Annotated in this window: 21 protein-coding genes and 5 tRNA genes; 25 read left to right on the top strand and 1 reads right to left on the bottom strand. The window is 33.4% G+C overall.

Annotated features, from left to right (window positions below):
* The first annotated feature begins 6 nt into the window (after nucleotides 1–6).
* The 20 genes from NH341_RS12185 (at nucleotide 7) to NH341_RS12090 (ending at nucleotide 17532) form a co-directional block, all read left to right on the top strand.
* Nucleotides 7–906, top strand: coding sequence for a helix-hairpin-helix domain-containing protein (locus tag NH341_RS12185; protein ID WP_253057067.1), 900 nt, complete (start codon nucleotides 7–9; stop codon nucleotides 904–906).
* 31 nt (nucleotides 907–937) lie between these two features.
* Nucleotides 938–2104: an acyl-CoA dehydrogenase family protein gene (locus NH341_RS12180; RefSeq protein WP_125066961.1), complete on the top strand. Its 1167-nt coding sequence runs from the start codon at nucleotides 938–940 to the stop codon at nucleotides 2102–2104.
* A gap of 268 nt (nucleotides 2105–2372) precedes the next feature.
* Complete coding sequence (gene rpsU, locus NH341_RS12175; RefSeq protein ID WP_028892869.1) at nucleotides 2373–2570, top strand: 30S ribosomal protein S21; 198 nt, start codon at nucleotides 2373–2375, stop codon at nucleotides 2568–2570.
* A gap of 83 nt (nucleotides 2571–2653) precedes the next feature.
* On the top strand, nucleotides 2654–3541 hold the full coding sequence (locus NH341_RS12170) for a tyrosine-type recombinase/integrase (protein WP_253057065.1): 888 nt from the start codon (nucleotides 2654–2656) through the stop codon (nucleotides 3539–3541).
* 14 nt (nucleotides 3542–3555) lie between these two features.
* A complete protein-coding gene (hpf, locus tag NH341_RS12165; protein ID WP_047790102.1) occupies nucleotides 3556–3864 on the top strand; it encodes a ribosome hibernation-promoting factor, HPF/YfiA family in 309 nt (102 codons plus the stop codon).
* 97 nt (nucleotides 3865–3961) lie between these two features.
* Nucleotides 3962–4035: transfer RNA gene (locus NH341_RS12160), tRNA-Thr, on the top strand.
* 40 nt (nucleotides 4036–4075) lie between these two features.
* Nucleotides 4076–4158: transfer RNA gene (locus NH341_RS12155), tRNA-Tyr, on the top strand.
* A 21-nt stretch (nucleotides 4159–4179) separates the two neighbouring features.
* A tRNA-Gly gene (locus NH341_RS12150) sits at nucleotides 4180–4252 on the top strand.
* Nucleotides 4253–4263: 11 nt separating this feature from the next.
* Nucleotides 4264–4336: transfer RNA gene (locus NH341_RS12145), tRNA-Thr, on the top strand.
* 75 nt (nucleotides 4337–4411) lie between these two features.
* Entirely contained in the window at nucleotides 4412–5599 is a 1188-nt protein-coding gene (gene tuf, locus NH341_RS12140; RefSeq protein ID WP_047790103.1) for an elongation factor Tu, read from the top strand.
* 60 nt (nucleotides 5600–5659) lie between these two features.
* Nucleotides 5660–5732, top strand: a tRNA-Trp gene (locus tag NH341_RS12135).
* A 54-nt stretch (nucleotides 5733–5786) separates the two neighbouring features.
* Nucleotides 5787–5978: a preprotein translocase subunit SecE gene (gene secE / locus NH341_RS12130; RefSeq protein WP_047790104.1), complete on the top strand. Its 192-nt coding sequence runs from the start codon at nucleotides 5787–5789 to the stop codon at nucleotides 5976–5978.
* Nucleotides 5979–5980: 2 nt separating this feature from the next.
* Complete coding sequence (nusG, locus tag NH341_RS12125; RefSeq protein WP_047790161.1) at nucleotides 5981–6529, top strand: transcription termination/antitermination protein NusG; 549 nt, start codon at nucleotides 5981–5983, stop codon at nucleotides 6527–6529.
* Between the two features lie 64 nt (nucleotides 6530–6593).
* Nucleotides 6594–7031 (top strand): 50S ribosomal protein L11, encoded by a 438-nt coding sequence (gene rplK, locus NH341_RS12120; protein ID WP_047790105.1) that lies wholly within the window; start codon nucleotides 6594–6596, stop codon nucleotides 7029–7031.
* 20 nt (nucleotides 7032–7051) lie between these two features.
* Nucleotides 7052–7741, top strand: a complete 690-nt coding sequence (gene rplA / locus NH341_RS12115) for a 50S ribosomal protein L1 (protein ID WP_047790106.1) — start codon at nucleotides 7052–7054, stop codon at nucleotides 7739–7741.
* Nucleotides 7742–7762: 21 nt separating this feature from the next.
* Nucleotides 7763–8281 carry a 50S ribosomal protein L10 gene (rplJ, locus tag NH341_RS12110; protein WP_047790107.1) on the top strand — a complete coding sequence of 173 codons (519 nt, stop codon included), beginning with the start codon at nucleotides 7763–7765 and terminating at the stop codon, nucleotides 8279–8281.
* Nucleotides 8282–8331: 50 nt separating this feature from the next.
* Entirely contained in the window at nucleotides 8332–8706 is a 375-nt protein-coding gene (rplL, locus tag NH341_RS12105) for a 50S ribosomal protein L7/L12 (RefSeq protein WP_047790108.1), read from the top strand.
* Between the two features lie 239 nt (nucleotides 8707–8945).
* Entirely contained in the window at nucleotides 8946–12755 is a 3810-nt protein-coding gene (gene rpoB / locus NH341_RS12100) for a DNA-directed RNA polymerase subunit beta (protein WP_047790109.1), read from the top strand.
* Nucleotides 12756–12853: 98 nt separating this feature from the next.
* The gene (gene rpoC, locus NH341_RS12095; RefSeq protein ID WP_047790110.1) at nucleotides 12854–17128 is read left to right on the top strand and encodes a DNA-directed RNA polymerase subunit beta'; all 4275 of its coding nucleotides are present in this window, start codon (nucleotides 12854–12856) and stop codon (nucleotides 17126–17128) included.
* A gap of 92 nt (nucleotides 17129–17220) precedes the next feature.
* Nucleotides 17221–17532 (top strand): DUF3467 domain-containing protein, encoded by a 312-nt coding sequence (locus NH341_RS12090; protein ID WP_047790111.1) that lies wholly within the window; start codon nucleotides 17221–17223, stop codon nucleotides 17530–17532.
* A gap of 34 nt (nucleotides 17533–17566) precedes the next feature.
* On the opposite strand, the gene NH341_RS12085 is transcribed toward NH341_RS12090, so the two are convergent.
* On the bottom strand, nucleotides 17567–18253 hold the full coding sequence (locus NH341_RS12085) for a Crp/Fnr family transcriptional regulator (RefSeq protein WP_159493735.1): 687 nt from the start codon (nucleotides 18251–18253) through the stop codon (nucleotides 17567–17569).
* A 104-nt stretch (nucleotides 18254–18357) separates the two neighbouring features.
* On the opposite strand from NH341_RS12085, the gene NH341_RS12080 reads away from it, so the two are divergent.
* The 5 genes from NH341_RS12080 to ccoS all read left to right on the top strand — a co-directional run bounded on the left by NH341_RS12080 (nucleotide 18358) and on the right by ccoS (nucleotide 23841).
* Nucleotides 18358–20730 carry a heavy metal translocating P-type ATPase metal-binding domain-containing protein gene (locus NH341_RS12080; RefSeq protein ID WP_253057062.1) on the top strand — a complete coding sequence of 791 codons (2373 nt, stop codon included), beginning with the start codon at nucleotides 18358–18360 and terminating at the stop codon, nucleotides 20728–20730.
* A 4-nt stretch (nucleotides 20731–20734) separates the two neighbouring features.
* Nucleotides 20735–21400, top strand: a complete 666-nt coding sequence (deoC, locus tag NH341_RS12075) for a deoxyribose-phosphate aldolase (RefSeq protein ID WP_253057061.1) — start codon at nucleotides 20735–20737, stop codon at nucleotides 21398–21400.
* A 39-nt stretch (nucleotides 21401–21439) separates the two neighbouring features.
* On the top strand, nucleotides 21440–22138 hold the full coding sequence (deoD, locus tag NH341_RS12070) for a purine-nucleoside phosphorylase (RefSeq protein WP_253057059.1): 699 nt from the start codon (nucleotides 21440–21442) through the stop codon (nucleotides 22136–22138).
* A 53-nt stretch (nucleotides 22139–22191) separates the two neighbouring features.
* A complete protein-coding gene (gene hemN, locus NH341_RS12065; RefSeq protein WP_253057057.1) occupies nucleotides 22192–23553 on the top strand; it encodes an oxygen-independent coproporphyrinogen III oxidase in 1362 nt (453 codons plus the stop codon).
* Between the two features lie 123 nt (nucleotides 23554–23676).
* Complete coding sequence (ccoS, locus tag NH341_RS12060) at nucleotides 23677–23841, top strand: cbb3-type cytochrome oxidase assembly protein CcoS (RefSeq protein WP_073184498.1); 165 nt, start codon at nucleotides 23677–23679, stop codon at nucleotides 23839–23841.
* Nucleotides 23842–23854 lie beyond the last annotated feature (13 nt).

Genomic DNA, 23854 nt, shown 5'->3' with positions numbered 1-23854 from the left:
AAACGAATGAAAATATTTAAACCCCATTTCTGGTATAATAAACGCCAAAGAAATGGGGTTTTCTTTTTATTATTTTTAATAGTTGTTTTACAATTTATATATGTGTACATAGATTTTTCTTCAGAAAAAATAGAGGGTATAAATAAGAAAGAGCTAGTAGCTCTTCAAAATACTATTGATAGTTTGAAAAGAATTGAATTGATTAAAAGAAAACCTAAACGATATCCATTCAATCCAAATTATATAACAGACTTTAAAGGTTATCAACTAGGAATGTCTGTAGAGGAAATAGATAGATTACATAATTACAGAAAACAAAATAAATGGATTAACTCAGCTAAAGATTTTAAACAAGTAACAAAAATATCTGATAGTCTATTGAATAGCATAGCTCCTTATTTTAAATTTCCAGATTGGGTTGTGAAAAAAGAAAACCAAAAGAAGAAAAGTAAAATAGAGTTAGGTTTAAGTGAAAGGCATACATATAATAAGGTATATAAAATTTCTACTAATGATATTAATAAAGCCACTCAACAAGATTTTGAAACTATTAGTGGTGTTGGAGAAGTATTATCTTCTCGAATTATAAAGTATAGAAAGGAGTTACAAGGGTATTCATTCTCAAAACAATTATATGAAGTTTGGGGAATAAATAAAGCTGCAGCAAACAAAGTCATGCAAACTTTTACTGTAATTAAAAAACCAACTATTAAAAAAGTAAATGTAAATACAGCCAAATTCAAAGAAGTGTTAAAAAATCCATATATTGATTATGAGTTATGTAAAAAGATATTTGAATATCGAGATGAAGTAGCTGAGCTACAAGATATATCAGAATTAAGAAATATTAAAGATTTTCCACTAAATAAATACGATAGAATAATCTTATATTTGAAAGCAGAATAAACAAGCAACAAAATTTAATAAACAAACCACTATGAATAGTATGTACTTTACCGAAGAGCATGAAGCCTTTCGTCAGAGTTTTAGAGATTTTTTACAAAAAGAGGTAGTTCCTCACATAGATAAATGGGAGAAAGAAGGTACGGTAGAGCGTTTTATCTGGAAGAAGTTCGGTGAAATGGGATACTTTGGTTTAAATCAACCTGAAGAATATGGAGGATTAGGTTTAGATCTTTTTTATACAGTTATTTTTTTAGAAGAACTACAAAAAATAAACTCAGGAGGTTTTGCAGCTAATATGTGGGCACATGCTTATTTAGCAATGACACATGTAAATAAAGAAGGAGATGATCGAATTAAGAATGAATATTTAACACCAAGCATAGAAGGAGATAAAATAGGGTGTTTATGTATTACAGAACCTTTTGGAGGAAGTGATGTAGCAGGAATGCGTACTACAGCAATAAAAAAAGGAGATTCATATGTGATTAATGGGTCTAAAACGTTTATCACAAATGGAGTATATTCTGATTACTTAGTAGTAGCAGCTAAAACTAATCCTGAGGATAAACATAAAGGAATGAGTATTTTTATAGTTGATAGAGATACTCCAGGAATATCGTCAACTAAGTTAGATAAATTAGGTTGGAGAGCTTCAGATACTGCTGAAATAGCTTTTGATAATGTGGTAATACCTGCTGAAAACTTAATGGGAGAAGAAGGAAAAGGATTTCCATATATAATGCAACACTTTGCTTTAGAAAGATTAGTAATGGGAATCAATGCTCATGCGCGTGCGGAATATGCTGTTGATTATGTAGTGCAATATATGAGTGAACGCGAAGCTTTTGGAAAAACACTAGATAAATTTCAAGCCTTACGTCATAAAGTAGCGGAAATGGCTAGTAGAGTAGATATGTGTAGAGAATATAACTATTCCATAGCAAAACGATTAAATGATGGTATTTATGTGGTAAAAGAAGCAAGTATGAGTAAGCTATTGTCTACTAAAATGGCAGATGAGGTTATATACGATGCTTTACAGTTACTAGGAGGTTATGGTTATATGGAAGAGTATCCAATGGCACGTTTATTACGTGACAGTCGATTAGGACCGATAGGGGGAGGTACTTCAGAAATATTGAAAGAAATTATTGCAAAAATGGTAATAGATAAGAAGGAATATAGGCCAGCTACCTAATGCCTCCTATTTTGTAAAAATGATTCTTGATAAGAAATACCTATAATTTATTTATAGGTTCTTGATAAATATTTAAGTAAAAATCCTGTGAAAGCAGGATTTTTATTTGCCTCATTTTTAAACTAAAAAGAAATAAAATAGTGTGTTTTTAAAGAATACTTTGTATCTTTGCCGTCCAAAAATGAAATAAAATAATATAATTAATTGATATACTGATTGTTGTCGATTTTAAAGATATAGAAACTACGATGAAAGGAGGTGCAAAAATATGTTAATCATTCCAGTTAAAGAAGGAGAGAATATCGATAGAGCGTTAAAACGTTATAAGCGTAAATTTGATCGTACAAAAACGATGAAGCAGTTACGTAACAGAAAGCAGTTTACTAAGCCATCTGTGGCAAAACGAGCTCAAATGATTAAAGCATCTTACGTTCAGAGATTAAGAACTCAAGAAGAAGTAGGATAGTAATCATCCTAAAAAGTGTAAAAACCTGTATTGATATCAATACAGGTTTTTTTTGTATCTTCAATTAATAAATAAGATAGATAATGCTAATAGAAGCTTTTTTAGAGTATTTAGAGTTTGAGAAAAAGTATTCAAAAAATACAATTCAAGCATATAAAACGGATTTAATAGCGTTTAAAGATTTTTGTGAGGTTGAGTTTGATCAAGAGGATTTAGAGAGTATTCATTATAACCAAATTAGAACATGGATTGTTAGTTTGGTAAATGATAATATATCAAATAGAAGCGTAAATAGAAAAGTAAGCTCTTTAAAGACCTTTTATAAGTTTCTGCAAAAAATAGGGGAAGTAACAGTGAATCCGCTTTCAAATCATAAGGCGCTAAAAGTTCAAAAAAAAATACAAACTCCCTTTGATCAAAATGAAGTAGAAGAAGTTTTAAAACTAATAAAAGAGAGATCAGATTTTGAATCAGTAAGAGATAGGTTGATTGTGGAAATGTTGTATTCAACTGGAATGAGAAGGATTGAGTTGATAAATGTTAAAGAAAAAGATATAGAACATACTAGTAGAACAATAAAAGTATTAGGGAAAAGAAATAAAGAAAGGTATGTAACGATCTTGCCGTCAGTGTATAAAACTTTACAAGAATATTTAAGACAAAAAAGAGGAATTGAGGATGTAGATTTAGAGGTGCTTTTAGTGACTAAAAAAGGCGTTAAAATTTATGAAACCCTTGTTTACCGAATAATAAATTTGTACTTTAGTAGGGTGTCAACAAAAGCAAAAAAAAGTCCACATATATTAAGGCATGCTTTTGCTACACATTTACTTAATAACGGTGCGTCGTTAAATTCGGTTAAAGAATTACTAGGGCATTCAAGTTTAGCCTCTACCCAAGTTTATACGCACAATAGCTTGGAGCAAATAAAAAAAGTGTATAACAAGACTCACCCTAGAGGGTCAAATTAAAAGATCGAAGAATTATGAAGGTATTCACACAATCAGTAAATTTCTCAGCAGACCAAAAATTAATAGACTTCATTGAGAAAAAAATAGGAGGATTAGAGAAGTTTCATGATAAGATCGTTGATGCAGAAGTGTTTTTAAAAGTGCAAAAAACGAGTGAAAAGGAGAATAAAATAACTGAAGTAAAAATTAATATACCAGGAAGCGAATTAATGGTGAAAAAGCAAACTAAGACCTTTGAGGAAGGTATTAGTGTGTCTGTAGAATCTTTAAAAAGACAGTTGCAAAAATCAAAAGAAAAATCAAAGGATGCCTTAGTCTCATAAAAACGATAAAAAATAATTAAAAAAGTTTTAAAAATTAAAAATTACTTTTTACATTTGCAGTCCGTTAGAAATAGCGGATTGTTTTTTTATAACAAAAGCCGATGTAGCTCAGCTGGCTAGAGCAGCTGATTTGTAATCAGCAGGTCGTGGGTTCGAGTCCCTCCATCGGCTCTAAAAAATAAAAGTTCATTAAAATATTATTTAAGGTTTAGGGGAGATTCCAGAGCGGCCAAATGGGACGGACTGTAACTCCGTTGTCTTACGACTTCGCAGGTTCGAATCCTGCTCTCCCCACTATCTTAATGAAATTTTATTGCGGGAGTAGCTCAGTTGGTAGAGCGTCAGCCTTCCAAGCTGAATGTCGCCAGTTCGAACCTGGTCTCCCGCTCTAAATTCGTTGCCGACATAGCTCAGTTGGTAGAGCGCATCCTTGGTAGGGATGAGGTCACGGGTTCAAATCCCGTTGTTGGCTCTATTTTAGAGTTTATTTGACAAGAGTTTAAAAATAACACTAAATATATTTAACTAAGAATTAAAATTAATAATCATGGCAAAAGGAACTTATGATCGTTCGAAACCGCACTTAAACGTAGGTACTATTGGTCACGTAGATCACGGTAAAACTACTTTAACTGCTGCAATTACTAAAGTATTAGCAGATGCTGGATTTTCTGAGCAGAGAGCTTTTGATCAAATCGATAACGCTCCAGAAGAAAAAGAAAGAGGTATCACAATTAACTCTTCTCACGTAGAGTATGCAACAGCTAACCGTCACTACGCGCACGTTGACTGTCCAGGTCACGCCGATTACGTAAAGAACATGGTAACTGGTGCTGCACAAATGGATGGAGCTATCTTAGTAGTAGCTGCTACTGATGGTCCAATGCCACAAACTCGTGAGCACATCTTATTAGGTCGTCAGGTAGGTATTCCACGTATCGTTGTTTTCTTAAACAAAGTTGATATGGTTGATGACGAAGAGTTATTAGAGTTAGTAGAAATGGAAGTGAGAGATTTATTATCTTTCTATGAGTATGATGGAGATAATGGTCCTGTAGTTTCTGGTTCTGCTTTAGGTGCATTAAACGGAGAGCAAAAGTGGGTTGATACAGTTTTAGAATTAATGGAAGCTGTTGATACTTGGATCGAAGAGCCACCAAGAGATACTGAAAAAGATTTCTTAATGCCAATCGAGGATGTATTCTCTATTACTGGTCGTGGTACAGTAGCAACTGGACGTATCGAAACTGGTATCATTAATACAGGAGATCCTGTTGAGATTATCGGTATGGGAGATGAAAAATTAACATCTACTGTAACTGGTATCGAGATGTTCCGTCAAATCTTAGATAGAGGTGAGGCAGGAGATAACGCAGGTATCTTATTAAGAGGTATTGAAAAGACTCAAATTAAGAGAGGAATGGTAATCTGTAAGCCAGGTTCTATTACTCCACACGCTAAGTTTAAAGCTGAGGTGTATATCTTAAAGAAAGAAGAAGGTGGACGTCACACTCCATTCCACAACAACTACCGTCCACAGTTCTACGTACGTACAACTGATGTAACAGGTAACATTAACTTACCAGAAGGAGTTGAAATGGTAATGCCAGGTGATAACTTAACTATTACTGTTGACTTAATCCAACCTATCGCATTAAACACAGGTTTACAGTTCGCAATCCGTGAAGGAGGTAGAACAGTAGGAGCTGGTCAGGTAACTGAAATCTTAGACTAATTATAGTTTAATAATAAAGTATAAGGAGTCTCTTTTATAAGAGAGGGACTCCTTTAAAATACGGGTTTAGCTCAGTTGGTAGAGCACTGGTCTCCAAAACCAGGTGTCGGGAGTTCGAGCCTCTCAACCCGTGCAAAAAACTAAAACGAGTTGTGGTGAAAACTGCAACTCGTTAAAAGGATAAAATATGAGTAACTTTGTACAATACATTAAAGATTCTTTTGAAGAATTAAATACCAATATGACTTGGATTTCTCGTGAAGAAGCTCAAAAGTCTACTGTAGTAGTTGCAGCATTTACAATCGTATTTGCTTTAGCTGTAGCGGGGATAGATAAGGTTTTTCAAACAGGGTTAGATAACTTCTTTAAAATGTTTTAATGATGGCTGATTCGGTGATGAAGTGGTATGTGGTTAGAGCTATTGGAGGTCAAGAAAATAAGGTGAAAACTTATATCGAGACTGAGATTGCTCGTCATGGGTTGTCTGATTTTGTGAACCAAGTAATTGTTCCTACAGAAAAAGTTATTCAAGTAAGAAACGGAAAGAAAATTAACAGAGAAAGAGTTTACTTTCCTGGTTATGTAATGGTTGAGGCTAATTTAGCAGGAGAAGTTCCTCACGTAATTAAATCAGTAACAGGAGTTATTGGTTTTTTAGGTGAAACAAAAGGAGGAGATCCCGTACCAATGCGTAAATCAGAAGTAAACAGAATGTTAGGGAAAGTTGATGAACTTTCTGTTAAAGACGAAAATATTGCAATTCCTTATTCAGTTGGAGAAACTGTAAAAGTAATTGATGGCCCTTTCAATGGGTTTGATGGAACTGTTGAAAAGGTAAATGAAGAAAAGCGTAAGTTAGAAGTAATGGTAAAGATTTTCGGAAGAAAAACTCCATTAGAGTTAAACTATATGCAAGTAGAGAAAATATAATTGTTACACCTATATTTTGATGGGTTTAAGCTTCCAATTTAAACACATCGTTAAATCTTAAACAATGGCAAAAGAAGTAAGTAAATTAGTTAAACTACAAGTTAGGGGAGGTGCAGCGAATCCGTCGCCACCAGTTGGACCCGCTTTAGGTGCTGCCGGTGTTAACATCATGGAGTTCTGTAAGCAGTTTAATGCTCGTACACAGGACAAGCAAGGTAAAGTATTACCTGTTGTTATTACAGTTTATACAGACAAATCATTTGAGTTTGTTGTAAAAACTCCACCAGCTGCAGTACAATTATTAGAAGCGGCCAAAATTAAGAAAGGTTCAGGAGAACCTAATAGGAAAAAAGTAGCAAGCGTTTCTTGGGATCAAATTCGTGGAATTGCAGAAGACAAAATGGTAGATATGAATGCCTTTGAAGTAGAGTCTGCAATGAGAATGATTGCTGGAACAGCTCGTTCTATGGGATTAACAGTAACAGGTGATGCACCTGCTTAAACTTTAAAAGATATTTAGAAATGGCAATTACTAGAAAGCAAAAAGAAGCTCGTGCTAAAGTAGATAGCTCTAAAGTTTATAGCTTACAAGATGCATCAGCATTAGTTAAAGAGATTACAAATGTAAAGTTTGACGCATCTGTAGACTTAGCAGTACGTTTAGGAGTAGATCCTCGTAAAGCTAATCAAATGGTTCGTGGTGTTGTAACATTACCTCACGGAACTGGTAAAGATGTAAAAGTTTTAGCATTAGTTACTCCAGATAAAGAAGCGGAAGCTAAAGAAGCTGGTGCTGATTACGTTGGATTAGATGAATACCTTCAAAAAATTAAAGGTGGTTGGACTGATGTTGACGTTATTATTACTATGCCAAGCGTAATGGGTAAATTAGGTCCTTTAGGACGTGTATTAGGTCCTCGTGGTTTAATGCCTAACCCTAAAACTGGTACAGTAACTATGGATGTTGCAAAAGCAGTACAAGAAGTAAAAGCTGGTAAAATCGACTTTAAAGTAGATAAAACTGGTATTGTACACGCTGCAATCGGAAAAGCATCTTTCGATGCTGCAAAGATTGAAGAAAATGCAAACGAGTTAATTCAAACATTAATTAAATTAAAGCCAACAGCGGCTAAAGGAACTTATATTAAAAGTATTTTTATGTCTTCTACTATGAGTCCTAGTGTAGCTGTAGATGTTAAAACAGTATCGTAAGGCAGTTAAAACTTTTTAATTATGACTAGAGAGGAAAAATCACAAGTAATACAAGATTTAACAGCACAATTAGCAGATACTAGCACGATCTATTTAGCAGATATTTCTGGTTTAGATGCAGCTACTACATCTAACTTACGTAGAGCATGTTTTAAAGCGAACGTACAATTGGCTGTTGTTAAAAACACATTGCTTTCAAAAGCAATGGAAGCTTCTGATAAAGATTTCGGAGAATTACCAGAGGTATTAAAAGGTAACACTTCAATGTTAATTGCTGAAGCAGCAAATGCACCAGCAAAAGTTATCAAAGAGTTCAGAAAAAAATCAAAAGATCGTCCTTTATTAAAAGGGGCGTATGTAGAGGAGGCAGTTTATATTGGAGATGACCAATTAGATGCTCTTGTAAACATCAAATCTAGAGAAGAACTTATTGGAGATATTATTACCTTATTACAATCTCCTGCTAAGAATGTTGTTTCAGCATTACAGTCAGGTGGAGGTAAATTATCAGGTATCTTAAAGACATTATCAGAAAAATAATTTCGCGCACTAATAAACTAAATAAATAAAATTTTTAAAAAACAATTAAAATGGCAGATTTAAAAGATTTCGCAGAACAATTAGTTAACTTAACAGTAAAAGAAGTTAATGAATTAGCTGATATTTTAAAAGAAGAGTATGGTATTGAGCCAGCAGCAGCAGCAGTAGCAGTAGCAGGACCAGCAGCAGGTGGTGGAGATGCAGCAGAAGAGAAAACTGAGTTTGATGTAATCTTAAAAGCAGCTGGAGGATCTAAATTAGCAGTTGTAAAATTAGTTAAAGAATTAACTGGATTAGGATTAAAAGAAGCTAAAGGTATTGTAGATAGCGCACCAGCACCAATCAAAGAAGGTGTATCTAAAGATGAGGCTGAAGGTCTTAAAAAGTCTTTAGAAGAAGCAGGAGCTGAGGTAGAGCTTAAGTAAGCTATACTCCCGAATTATAGAAAACGGGAAAAAACAATAAAGGTTTAGGTACTAAAGACTCATGTTTTTAGGCCTAAACCATTTTGTGTATATATTCGTTCTTTATTTTTCACATTTTTTGTATTTGTGAATTTACGATTATAAAGTGCTGATTTTTAATCAGTAAGAGCAATTAAAATTGCAGTATTGAAACAATTAAGTTTCAAAAATAATATTTTTAATTAAAAATAGCATCTCTTTTGGCAACGATAAATACTACTGAAAGAATTAACTTCGCGTCATCGCAGTTAGGAGCTGATTATCCAGACTTTTTAGATATTCAGGTGAAGTCTTTTCAAGATTTCTTCCAATTGCAAACTAAAGCTGAAGAGCGAGGAGAAGAAGGTTTGTATAAAACTTTCATGGATAACTTCCCGATTACAGATACACGTAATCAATTTGTATTAGAATTTTTAGACTACTTTGTAGATCCTCCAAGGTATAGCATTCAAGAATGTATCGAGCGTGGATTAACTCACAGTGTACCTCTAAAAGCACGTTTAAAATTATATTGTACTGACCCAGAACACGAAGATTTCGAAACAATCGTTCAAGATGTGTATTTAGGTACAATTCCTTATATGACAAACTCTGGTACCTTTATTATTAATGGTGCAGAAAGAGTTGTAGTGTCACAATTACACCGTTCACCAGGTGTATTCTTTGGGCAATCTTTCCACGCTAATGGAACCAAGTTATACTCTGCAAGAGTAATTCCATTCAAAGGTTCTTGGATTGAATTTGCTACCGATATCAATCAAGTAATGTATGCTTATATTGATAGAAAGAAAAAATTACCAGTAACAACGTTATTCAGAGCCATAGGTTTTGAAAGAGATAAAGATATTTTAGAGATTTTTGATTTAGCTGAAGAAGTAAAAGTTTCTAAAGCTGGATTAAAGAAAGTATTAGGGCGTAAATTAGCAGCAAGAGTATTAAAAACTTGGCATGAAGATTTCGTAGATGAAGATACAGGAGAAGTTGTCTCTATTGAGCGTAACGAAATCATTTTCGACCGTGATACTATTATAGAAAAAGAACATATTGATGAAATAATTGAAGCAGGTGCAAAAACAGTCTTGTTACATAAAGAAGACAATCAGCAAGCAGATTATGCCATCATTCACAATACATTACAAAAAGACCCTACAAACTCTGAAAAGGAAGCTGTAGAGCATGTATATAGACAATTACGTAATGCTGAACCGCCAGATGAGGAAACTGCAAGAGGTATTATTGAAAAATTATTCTTCTCAGAGCAACGTTATAGTTTAGGTGAAGTAGGACGTTTTAGAATGAATACTAAACTTCAGTTAAATGAAGATTTAGATCAAAAAGTATTAACTAAGAATGATATCATTACAATCATTAAGTACTTAATTGAATTAATCAATTCAAAGGCTGAAGTAGATGATATCGATCACTTATCTAATCGTCGTGTTAGAACTGTTGGTGAGCAATTAGCAGGTCAATTTGGTGTAGGTTTAGCTCGTATGGCACGTACTATTCGTGAGAGAATGAATGTTCGTGATAATGAGGTGTTTACTCCAATCGACTTAATTAACGCTAAGACGTTATCTTCAGTAATTAACTCTTTCTTTGGTACCAACCAGTTATCTCAATTTATGGATCAAACAAATCCATTAGCAGAGATTACTCATAAGCGTCGTTTATCAGCTTTAGGACCTGGAGGTTTATCACGTGAAAGAGCAGGTTTCGAGGTTCGTGACGTTCACTATACGCATTATGGTCGTTTATGTCCGATTGAAACACCTGAAGGACCAAACATTGGACTTATTTCTTCTTTAGCGGTTTATGCTAAAGTAAATAATATGGGATTCATTGAAACTCCATACAAAAAGGTAGATAATGGTTCAGTCTCTTCTGAAGAACCAATTTATTTATCAGCAGAAGAAGAAGAAGGAATGAAAATTGCTCAATCTAATTTACCAGTAGCAAATGATGGTAAAATAGAGAGCGAAAGAGTTATTGCACGTGAAGAAGGAGATTTTCCAGTGGAAAACCCTGAAGCAATTAATTATATGGATGTTGCTCCTAATCAAATTGCTTCGATTTCGGCATCATTAATTCCTTTCTTAGAGCATGATGATGCGAACCGTGCACTGATGGGATCGAACATGATGCGTCAAGCAGTTCCATTATTACGTCCAGAGTCTCCAATTGTTGGTACTGGTTTAGAACGTAGAGTAGCAAAAGATTCTCGTATCTTAATCAATGCTGAAGGAGCAGGAGTTGTAGAATATGTAGACGCCAATAAAATAACAATTAAGTACGATAGGACAGAAGAAGAGCGCATGGTTAGCTTTGATTCTGATGAAGTGTCGTACGACTTAATTAAGTTTAGAAAAACAAACCAAGGTACTAATATCAACTTAAAACCGATTGTAAAAGTAGGTGATAGAGTTGAAGAAGGTCAAGTACTTTGTGAAGGATATGCAACACAAAAAGGAGAATTAGCTTTAGGTAGAAACATGAAAGTAGCCTTTATGCCTTGGAAAGGGTATAACTTTGAGGATGCGATTGTGATTTCTGAAAAAGTAGTTCGTGAAGATATCTTTACTTCTATTCATATTGATGAATATTCATTAGATGTTCGTGATACTAAATTAGGAGCTGAAGAATTAACAAACGATATTCCTAATGTTTCTGAAGAGGCTACAAAAGACTTAGATGAAAATGGAATGATTCGTATTGGAGCAGAAGTAAATCCTGGTGATATTTTAATTGGTAAAATTACACCAAAAGGAGAATCTGACCCTACCCCAGAAGAAAAGTTATTACGTGCTATCTTTGGAGATAAAGCAGGAGATGTAAAAGATGCATCATTAAAAGCGTCTCCATCATTAAGAGGAGTTGTAATTAACAAAAAATTATTCAAACGCGCAGTAAAAGATAAGAATAAGCGTGCTCGTGATAAAGAAGCAATAGCAGCTTTAGAAGCATCTTATGTGTCTAAGTTTGAAGAATTAAAAGATGTTTTAGTTGAAAAGTTATTCAACTTAGTATCAGGAAAAACTTCTCAAGGAGTGTATAACGACTTAGGAGAAGAAGTATTGCCAAAAGGTAAAAAGTTTACACAAAAAATGTTAAACTCTGTAGAAGACTTTACACATTTAAGTGGAACTTGGACTACTGATAAAGACTTAAATCAATTAGTTGTAGAATTAGTTCACAATTACAAGATTAAAGTAAACGACCTACAAGGAGTTTTACGTCGTGAGAAATTTACAATCTCTGTAGGAGACGAATTACCAGCAGGTATCTTAAAACTTGCTAAAATTTATGTAGCTAAGAAACGTAAATTAAAAGTAGGAGATAAGATGGCAGGACGTCACGGAAATAAAGGTATTGTTGCACGTATTGTACGTCAAGAAGATATGCCTTTCTTAGAAGACGGAACACCAGTAGATATCGTATTAAACCCATTAGGGGTACCATCTCGTATGAACATTGGTCAGATTTATGAAACTGTTCTTGGATGGGCAGGTCAAAAATTAGGTCAAAAGTATGCAACACCAATTTTTGATGGTGCAAAAATTGATCAAATCAATGCTTTAACTGATGAAGCAGGAATACCACGTTACGGACACACATATTTATATGACGGAGGTACAGGTAAACGTTTCGATCAGCCTGCAACGGTTGGAGTAATTTATATGATTAAGTTAGGTCACATGATTGAAGATAAGATGCACGCGCGTTCTATTGGGCCTTACTCATTAATTACTCAGCAACCATTAGGAGGTAAAGCACAGTTTGGAGGTCAGCGTTTTGGTGAGATGGAGGTATGGGCACTTGAAGCATATGGTGCATCAAGTATCTTACGAGAAATCTTAACTGTTAAGTCTGATGATGTATTAGGTAGAGCAAAAACTTACGAGTCTATCGTTAAAGGAGAAGCAATGCCAGAACCAGGTTTACCAGAATCATTTAACGTATTAATGCACGAACTTAAAGGTTTAGGATTAGACGTTAAATTAGAAGAATAATCACAGTGAAATGTCTCAGAGTGTAAGCTCTGAGGCAAATCATTTTTTCAATATCAGTCTTATTATAAGACATTTATTTTTAATTCGAATCCATTATCATGGCAAGAAAAAACGAAAAATACACTGTTAAGAAGTTTAACAAAATTTCAATAGGTTTAGCATCACCTGAGTCTATTTTAGAGGCTTCTAAAGGAGAGGTGTTAAAACCAGAAACTATAAACTACCGTACACACAAACCAGAAAGAGATGGATTGTTTTGTGAGCGTATCTTTGGTCCTGTAAAAGACTATGAGTGTGCGTGTGGTAAATATAAAAGAATTCGATATAAAGGTATCGTTTGTGACCGTTGTGGTGTTGAAGTTACTGAGAAAAAAGTACGTAGAGATAGAGTAGGTCATATTAACTTAGTAGTACCAGTTGCACATATTTGGTACTTTAGATCATTACCTAACAAAATGGGGTACCTTTTAGGGTTACCATCTAAGAAGTTAGATATGATTATTTACTACGAACGTTACGTAGTAATTCAACCAGGTATTGCTAAGAATGCCGAAGGAGAACCATTACAAAAAATGGACTTCTTAACTGAGGAAGAATACTTAGATATCGTAGATGAGCTTCCACAAGAAAATATGTATTTAGAAGATTCTGACCCTAATAAGTTTATCGCTAAAATGGGTGCAGAGTGTTTAATTGATTTATTAGAAAGAATCGATTTAGACGAGTTATCATACCAATTGCGTCATAAAGCAAACACTGAAACTTCTAAGCAACGTAAAAATGAAGCATTAAAGCGTCTAAATGTTGTAGAAGCATTCAGAGATTCTCAAAAAAATAGAGAAAACAATCCAGAATGGATGATTATGAAGGTAATTCCGGTTATTCCACCAGAATTACGTCCATTAGTACCATTAGATGGAGGTCGTTTTGCTACTTCTGACTTAAATGATTTATATCGTCGTGTAATTATCCGTAACAATCGTTTAAAACGATTAATGGAAATTAAAGCACCAGAAGTAATTTTACGTAATGAAAAACGTATGTTACAAGAATCAGTAGATTCATTATTTGATAACACACGTAAATCATCAGCTGTAAAAACAGAGTCTAACAGACCATTAAAATCATTATCTGATAGTTTAAAAGGTAAGCAAGGACGTTTCCGTCAAAACTTATTAGGTAAACGTGTTGATTACTCTGCACGTTCGGTAATTGTTGTTGGACCAGAATTAAAATTATACGAATGTGGATTGCCAAAAGATATGGCAGCTGAATTATACAAACCTTTCGTTATTCGTAAGTTAATCGAAAGAGGAATTGTTAAGACAGTTAAATCTGCAAAGAAAATAATTGACAGAAAAGAACCAGTTGTTTGGGATATCTTAGAAAATGTAATTAAAGGACACCCTGTTTTATTAAACCGTGCCCCTACCTTACACCGTTTAGGTATTCAAGCTTTCCAACCAAAATTAATTGAAGGAAAGGCAATTCGTTTACACCCATTAGTATGTACGGCATTTAATGCCGATTTTGATGGGGATCAAATGGCGGTTCACTTACCATTAGGACCAGAAGCAATTTTAGAAGCACAGTTATTAATGTTAGCTTCTCATAATGTTTTAAACCCTGCAAATGGAGCACCAATTACGGTACCATCTCAGGATATGGTTTTAGGGTTATATTATATGACAAAAGAAAGAAAGTCAACTCCAGAAGTACCTATTAAAGGTGAAGGGTTAACTTTCTATTCTCCAGAAGAAGTAACTATTGCTTATAATGAGGAGCAAGTAGACTTAAATGCTGGAATAAAAGTAAGAACTAAAGACTTTAACGAGAATGGTGAGTTAGTAACTCAATTAATAGAAACTACTGTTGGTAGAGTATTATTTAACGAAGTGGTACCTGAACAAGCAGGATATATTAATGAGGTATTAACAAAGAAATCATTACGTGGAATTATTGGTAATATCCTAAAAGTAACAGATATTCCATCAATAGGTAAGTTCTTAGATGATATCAAAGGAATGGGGTATAAATTTGCCTTCCAAGGTGGTTTATCTTTCTCATTAGGAGATATCATTATTCCGGAAGAAAAACATACCATGATTGCTGAAGCGAACGAAGAAGTGGATGGAATTGTTATGAATTATAACATGGGTATGTTAACGCAAAAAGAACGTTATAATCAGGTAATTGATGTTTGGGGATCTACCAACAACCGATTAACTGAATTATCTATGAAGCGTTTACGTGAAGACCAGCAAGGATTTAACTCAGTGTTTATGATGTTAGATTCTGGAGCACGTGGATCGAAAGAGCAGATTCGTCAGTTAACTGGTATGCGTGGATTAATGGCAAAACCTAAAAAATCGACCGCAGGAGGTGGAGAAATTATTGAAAACCCAATTTTATCGAACTTTAAAGAAGGGTTATCAATTTTAGAATACTTTATCTCCACGCACGGTGCACGTAAAGGACTTGCCGATACCGCATTAAAAACAGCCGATGCAGGATATTTAACACGTCGTTTAGTAGACGTATCTCAAGATGTTATCGTAAACGAAGAAGATTGTGGTACATTAAGAGGATTAGAAGTTTCTGCCTTAAAGAAAAACGATGAAATCGTTGAACCTTTAAGTGAAAGAATTTCAGGACGTACAGCATTATATGATGTTTATGCTCCAACTACAGATGAATTATTAGTTGAAGCAGGAGAGTTGATTACTCCAATTTTAGCTGACAAAATTGAGGCATCAGGCGTAGATAAAGTTGAAGTTCGTTCAGCATTAACATGTGAATCTGAAAGAGGAATTTGTGAGAAATGTTACGGACAAAGTTTATCAACAGGTCAAAAAGTTCAAAGAGGTGAAGCAGTTGGTGTAATTGCTGCACAGTCTATTGGAGAACCAGGTACACAGTTAACATTACGTACATTCCACGTTGGAGGGGTAGCAGGAAACATTTCTGAAGACAATAAGTTAATCGCAAAATTCGACGGTTCTGTAACTATTGATGATTTACGTACTGTAAAAGGTAAAGATTCAGCAGGCGAAGAAGTAGATATCGTAATTTCTCGTACTGCAGAAATTAAAATTACTGATAAGAAAACAGGCATCGTATTAAGTACTAACATAATTCCTTACGGTTCTATTATCTTTGATAAAGAAAGAAAGACGATCAAGAAAGGAGATGCAGTATGTCAATGGGATCCATTTAACGGAGTTATTGTTTCTGAATTTGGAGGTAAAGTTAAGTTCGACAATTTAGAACAAGGAATTAACTATTCTGTAGAAGTCGATGAACAAACAGGATTCCAAGAAAAAGTAATAACAGATTCTAAGAATAAAAAAATCATTCCTTCATTAATTATTGAAGATGCTGATGGTAATGCTTTACGTTCGTATAGTTTACCTGTAGGAGCTCATTTAATGGTAAATGATGGAGATAAAGTAGAAACCGGTAAAACATTAGTGAAGATTCCTCGTAAGTCTGGTAAAGCAGGAGATATTACAGGAGGTTTACCACGTGTAACTGAGTTATTCGAAGCGCGTAACCCTTCTAACCCAGCTGTAGTAGCACAAATTGATGGAGTTGTGTCATTTGGTAAGATTAAGCGTGGTAACCGTGAAATTATTATCGAATCTAAAACAGGAGAGATTAAGAAATACTTAATTAAGTTATCTAATCAAATCTTAGTTCAAGAAAACGACTTTATCAAAGCAGGAATGCCATTATCTGATGGAGCAATTACTCCTATTGATATCTTAAATATCAAAGGACCTTCAGCAGTTCAAGAATACTTAGTAAACGAGATCCAAGAAGTATACCGTTTACAAGGGGTAAAAATTAACGACAAACACTTTGAAGTAGTAGTACGTCAAATGATGCGTAAAGTTAGAATTATTGATTCAGGAGATACTTTATTCTTAGAAAATCAATTAGTTCATAAAACGGATTTCATCAAAGAAAATGACGCTATTTATGGAATGAAAGTTGTTGAAGACTCAGGAGATTCTGCTAACTTGAAACCAGGACAAATAGTTTCAGCTCGTCAATTAAGAGATGAAAACTCTTTATTACGTAGAGAAGATAAAAACTTAGTAGTAGCACGTGATGCTCAACCAGCAACAGCTGAGCAAGTATTACAAGGTATTACAAGAGCATCGTTACAAACGAAGTCATTTATCTCAGCTGCATCATTCCAAGAAACAACTAAAGTATTAAATGAAGCCGCTGTAAATGGTAAAATTGATACCTTAGAAGGATTAAAAGAAAACGTAATTGTTGGTAAACGTATACCAGCAGGTACAGGAATGAGAGCTTACGAAGATATCGTAGTTGGACCTAAGGATGAGATTGAACAAAGTTTATAAAAACTTAAATTTATAAATAATATCAAGGGTTTAGAGTTCTTAGAACTCTAAACCCTTATTTTTTTAACTAAAACATATTAAGAGACTTAATTATGGAAGATAATAAGAAAGAGCCGCAATTAAATATAGAGCTAGACCAAGAAATAGCAGAAGGAACGTATAGTAATTTAGCTATTATAAACCATTCAGTTTCTGAGTTTATAGTAGATTTTATTAATATTATGCCAGGAGTTCCTAAGGCAAAAGTAAAATCAAGAATTATTTTAACTCCACAACACGCTAAACGTTTGTCAAAAGCGTTAGCAGATAATATTCGTAAGTTTGAACAAGCACATGGAGAAATAAAAGATTATGAGCAACCACCAATTCCAATGAACTTTGGTGGAACCACAGGGGAAGCTTAAAAAAAAAATCGTCTATATAGACGATTTTTTTGTTTTAAAAACCTTCCGAAAGCTCTTTTAAAGCTTTTAAATCGGTTATAAAAATTTCTTTACCCTTTAAATCAATTAGTTTTTTCTTTTTAAACTCTGAAAGTAAACGAATAGCACTTTCCGTTGCTGTTCCAATAATATTAGCCATATCTTCTCGAGATAAATTAATATTTATAGAGCCATTTTCGTTCTTGTCAAACTTAGAGTCTAAAAGTAAAAGAGTAGCAGCTAAACGTTGTTTTACGGTTTTTTGAGCCATATCTACTATAATATCATCTGCTTTCTTTAAAGAATTGGCCATTTTTTTCAAAATGTCCATAGAAAAGTTAGAGTTGTTTTCTAAATCTCTAATAATTTCTTCTTTAGGAATAAAACATACTTCCATATCATTAACGGCAATAGCTTTTAAATTGGAAGCTTCATTGTTAATCAAACTTCGCTCTCCTAAAATATCTCCTTTTTTTATTAAATGAATAATTTGGTCTCTACCATTATCACTCATTTTAGACACTTTACAAACACCGTCTTTAACACAAAAAACACCATTTATGTATTCGCCTTCATCAAAGAGAACTTCTCCTTTTTTTATTTTTTTAGACGTTTTACATCCTGTTATTCTTATCAATTCATCTTTTGTTAAAGCCTTTAAAGAATTAAATTCTCTGATGATACATTGCTCACATTTGCTCATAGATATGCCCTTTTTTTTGCTACTCAAATATACGGAAAACCTGACAATTATCATGTTTTAATTTGAGATGTTATCCGACATTTGTACTAGGCAAAAGAGTAAATATGGAAAGCACAACATGTTTTCATTGTGGTAACGAGTGCGACACAAAAACAATTACAAAAGAAGATAAATTTTTCTGTTGTAATGGATGCAAAACGGTTTATGAAATTTTTTCAGAGAACGATTTAACTTGTTATTACGATTTTCAAAACAACCCAGGAGCAATACCTGAAGAGATACAAGGAAAATATGATTTCTTGGATAATGAATCCATTGTAGATAAACTATTAGAGTTTAACGATGGTAATGTACAAGTGGTAAATTTATACATTCCACATATACATTGTAGTTCATGTATTTGGGTATTAGAAAACTTACACAAACTACAAGAGTTTGTATCTTCATCTCAAGTTAATTTCCCAAAGAAAACAGTACGAATTACTTACAATTCCGAAAAAACATCACTTAAAGAAATAGTATTACTGTTAAGTTCTATTGGTTATGAACCTTACATAAGCCTTGAAGATTATGAGGTAGGGAAAAAGAAGGTAGACCGTAGTTTAATTTATAAACTAGGAATAGCAGGTTTTGCTTTTGGAAATGTTATGTTTTTATCATTTCCGGAGTATTTTGAAGTATCAGAATATTGGTTAGAGCAATACAAAGGAATCTTCCGTTGGTTAATGTTTATATTTTCGTTACCTGTAGTGTTTTATGCAGGAGTTGATTATTTTATTTCAGCATACAAAGGAATTCGCTCTAAAATTTTAAACATTGATGTTCCTATTGCTCTTGGAATTTTAGTGCTATTTGCACGTAGTACAGCAGAGATTATGTTGGATTTAGGGACAGGCTTTTTTGATAGTTTAACAGGGCTAGTGTTCTTCTTATTACTAGGGAAGTTTTTTCAACAAAAAACTTATAATTTCTTGTCATTCGAACGCGATTACAAATCGTACTTCCCAATTGCAGTAACAAGAATAACTACGGATAAAAAAGAAGAAAACACGCAAATCTATGATGTCAATAAAGGAGACAGACTATTAATTAGAAACCAAGAATTAATTCCTGTTGATGGAATTTTAATTAATGGAGAAGCAAAAATAGATTACAGCTTTGTTACAGGTGAGGCTGTTCCTGTAAATAAAAAGTCAGGAGATAAATTATTTGCAGGAGGAAAGCAACTGTCAGGAAGTATAGAGATGGAGGTACTAGCTTCGGTTTCACAAAGCTATTTAACACAGTTGTGGAGTAATGATGTATTTCAAAAAGATAAAAATTCATCGTTTAAAACGCTAACTGATAAAATCAGTAAGAATTTTACCATCATCGTATTGTCAATAGCGTTTTTGTCTACAGCATTTTGGTTATACTATGATTCAAGTGTAGCATTAAACGTATTTACGTCAGTACTAATTATTGCATGTCCTTGTGCCATAGCCTTAGCAGCACCGTTTACTTTAGGGAATATCCTACGAATCTTTGGGAGAAAGAAATTTTATTTAAAGAATGCTACAGTAGTAGAACAATTAGCAGCTATAAACTCAATTATTTTTGATAAAACAGGTACGCTTACCACCAATAAAGAAAATACGATAACATATAAAGGTGAAGATCTAAATAAACTCCAAAAAGCGATATTAAAAAGCTCATTAAGAGCCTCAAATCATCCACTAAGTAGAATGTTATATGCTTCTTTAGAAGAAGAAATGTTACCAGTTGATAATTACCAAGAATATGTAGGAAAGGGAATTGAGACAAGTTATCAACAAACAAGATTAAAAATAGGTTCGTCTTCTTTTGTAAAAAATGCAGAAGAACGATTAAATTTTGATACTTCTGTACATATTAGTGTTAACGATGAGTATAAAGGAAAGTTTGTGTTTAAAAATGCTTATAGAAAAGGAGTTGAAAACCTGTTTTCAAGCTTAAATAAAAAATATGAATTATCTGTAGTTTCTGGAGATAATGAAGGGGAAAAGAAGTTTTTAGAAGAGTTATTACCTAAAGAAACAACATTTTTATTCAATCAAAAACCGCAAGATAAGCTACATTATGTAGAGGAACTACAAGAAAAAAACAAAAGTGTATTGATGATTGGTGACGGATTAAATGATGCAGGAGCGTTAGCTCAAAGCAATGTAGGAATAGCTTTATCGGAAAATATCAATGTGTTTTCACCTGCTTGCGATGCTATTTTAGATGCCACAAAGTTTAGTGAAATAGGAAACTATATAAAAGCATCGCAAAAAGCGATAAAAATTATTAAGTATTGTTTTTTATTATCTTTAATGTATAATGTTGTTGGACTTTATTTTGCGGTAACTGGGGAGTTGATGCCAGTAATAGCAGCTATTTTAATGCCGTTGAGTTCAATTAGTGTAGTAGTATTTACAACAATAGCTACCAATATTTTAGGTAGAAAAATAAAATAAAAAGATGCAGATTAATAAATATATAGATCATACTTTATTAAAACCTACAGCAACTAAAGCAGATATAGTAAAGCTGTGTAATGAGGCCAAAAAATATAACTTTTATGCAGTTTGTGTAAATGGATGTTATGTAGAATTGGCAGCTAAAGAGTTAAAAGGTTCGGATGTAAAAATAGCAGCTGTAGTAGGTTTTCCTTTAGGAGCAATGACTACCAAAACTAAAATTTTTGAAGCCAAAGAATGTATAAAAAATGGAGCTTCTGAAATAGATATGGTTATCAATATAGGTAAGTTGTTAGATGGTGAAGAAAATTATGTAGAAAAAGAAATTCGGTTGATTAAAGAAGAAATAGGAGAAAATATATTAAAAGTAATTTTTGAAAACTGTTATCTATCTAAGGAACAAATAAAAATAGCAAGTCAATTAGCGGTAGAAGCCGGGGCTGATTTTGTAAAAACTTCTACAGGCTTTGGTACTGGAGGGGCTACTTTTAAAGATGTAGTGATAATGGATAGTGTTGTAGATGGAAAAGCACAGATAAAAGCAGCTGGTGGTATTAGAGATATTGAAACAGCTAAGAGGTACATAGAAATGGGAGTAACTCGTTTAGGAACCTCGTCAGGTGTTTCATTAGTAACGAGTGGTATTTCAGATAAGAATCAGTATTAAAATAAGTTTTTAATAACTCAAAATCTAAAAGAACAAAGAATGAGCGTACATATAGAAGCAAAGAAAGGAGAAATAGCAGAAACTGTTTTATTACCAGGTGATCCTATGCGCGCAAAATGGATAGCAGAAACATTTTTAGAAAATCCAACGTGTTACAATGATGTTCGTGGAATGCTAGGTTTTACAGGGACGTATCAAAGAAAGCGAATATCTGTTCAAGGAACTGGAATGGGAATTCCTTCCACATTAATTTATTGTCATGAATTAATTACAGAGTATGGAGTTAAAAATTTAATAAGAGTAGGTTCAGCTGGTTCTTATCAAGAAGATGTAAAAATTAGAGATATTGTTATAGCCATGGCAGCATCGACAAATTCTGGATTAAATACCATACGTTTCAACGGAGCCGACTATGCGCCGACAGCAAGTTTTGAACTATTCCAAAAAGCAGTTGATGTAGCAAAAAACAAAGAAATTCCTCTAAAATCAGGAAATATTTTAAGTTCAGATGAGTTTTATGCTGATGAATTTGAAAGCTATAAAAAGTGGGCAGATTATGGGGTGCTTTGTGTTGAGATGGAAACAAATGGATTATATACTGTTGCAGCAAAACACAAAGTAAATGCACTGTCAATTTTAACCATTTCAGATAGTTTAGTTACTGGAGAAAGAACAACTGCTGAAGAAAGAGAACAAACCTTTAAAGAAATGATTGAAATCGCTTTAGAATTGGCTTAATCGTCATTTTAAAAGGTTTTGATGAAGAATGAAACAAAACAGTAGCATAGAATATGAATTCACTTATTCAAAAATATAATATTCCAGGACCAAGATATACAAGTTATCCAACCGTTCCGTATTGGGAGAATGATAGCTTCTCAAAAGAAAAATGGATTAAAACTTTTAAACAATCGTTTATCGAAAGTAACTCATCAGAAGGAATTAGCTTATATATTCACTTACCATTTTGCGAGAGTTTATGTACGTTTTGTGCATGCCATAAACATATAACAAAACGTCATGAAATGGAAGATCCGTATATAGAAACTGTTTTAAAAGAATGGCAGTTATATGTTAATTTGGTAGATGAAACACCTATAATAAAAGAAATCCATTTAGGAGGAGGGACTCCAACATTCTTTTCAGAAAAACAATTAAAAAGATTAATTGATGGGATTTTTATGAACGCAGAAAAACATCCCAATCATGAATTTAGTTTTGAAGGGCATCCAAACAACACCACAAAAGAACACCTACAAACTTTGTATGACTTAGGATTTACACGAGTAAGTTTTGGAGTGCAAGATTACAATCCAAAAGTACAAGAAGCAATTCATCGAATTCAGCCTTTTGAAAATGTTCAAAACGTATATAATTGGGCAAAAGAAATAGGATATACATCTATCAGTCACGATTTGGTATTTGGACTTCCGTTTCAAACCAAGGAAAATGTAATTCATACTATTAATAAAACAAAAGAGCTAGAACCTGATAGAATTTCGTTTTATAGTTATGCGCATGTTCCGTGGGTAAAAGGAGTTGGACAGCGAGGATTTAATGAAGATGACCTACCAAAAAATGAAGAAAAGCGAGAGTTGTATGAAATAGGAAAGAAATTGTTTGCAGAAATGGGTTACATAGAAATAGGAATGGATCATTTTGCATTACCTACTGATAGCTTGTATGAAGCCACAAAAAAGAAAACGTTGCATCGTAATTTTATGGGGTATACTGCCAACAAAACACAATTAATGATTGGTTTAGGAATGTCGTCAATATCTGATTCTTGGTACGGGTTTGCACAAAATGTAAAAACGGTAAAAGAGTATGAAAGCGTTATAAACGAAGGAGAAATTCCTGTGTTTAGAGGGCATATATTATCTGAAGAAGATTTAAAAATTAGAAAACATATTTTAAATATCATGTGTCACTTTTCCACTTCGTGGGAAGAAGAGCAGTTACAGATTGAAAATATAGAAACACATATAGAAAAATTAGAAGAAATGATGGCTGATGGTTTGGTTTCTATAAAAGGGAGTAAGTTAACCGTTCCAGAAAAGGCAAGACCCTATGTGCGTAATATTTGTATGGCATTTGATAAAAAGTTACACAAAAAACAACCTGAAACCCAACTGTTTTCAATGACAATTTAAACAACAAATAACTCGAAGATTTTTTCTTCGAGTTTTTTTGTGTAAAAAACTTGAAACATGACAAAAGTCATATTTTAAGAGAATCTTCACAAGTATCTTTGAACTATAATTATCAGGCAAGATATGAGCGTTATTTACTTACTATTATCACTAAGTATTTTAGTGGCTATTATTTTCTTTATAGCATTTATTGTTTCAGTAAAAAAAGGGCAGTACGATGATTCGTACACGCCGTCGGTTCGCATGTTGTTTGATGATGAATTGGTAAAAGAGGAAACAAAGAACTAACAATTAACAATAG

It is taken from the genome of Tenacibaculum sp. XPcli2-G (assembly GCF_024124505.1).
GTDB lineage: Bacteria > Bacteroidota > Bacteroidia > Flavobacteriales > Flavobacteriaceae > Polaribacter > Polaribacter mesophilus.
The sequence above is the reverse complement of the archived record's forward strand: the minus strand, read 5'-3'. Positions and strand labels throughout refer to the sequence as shown.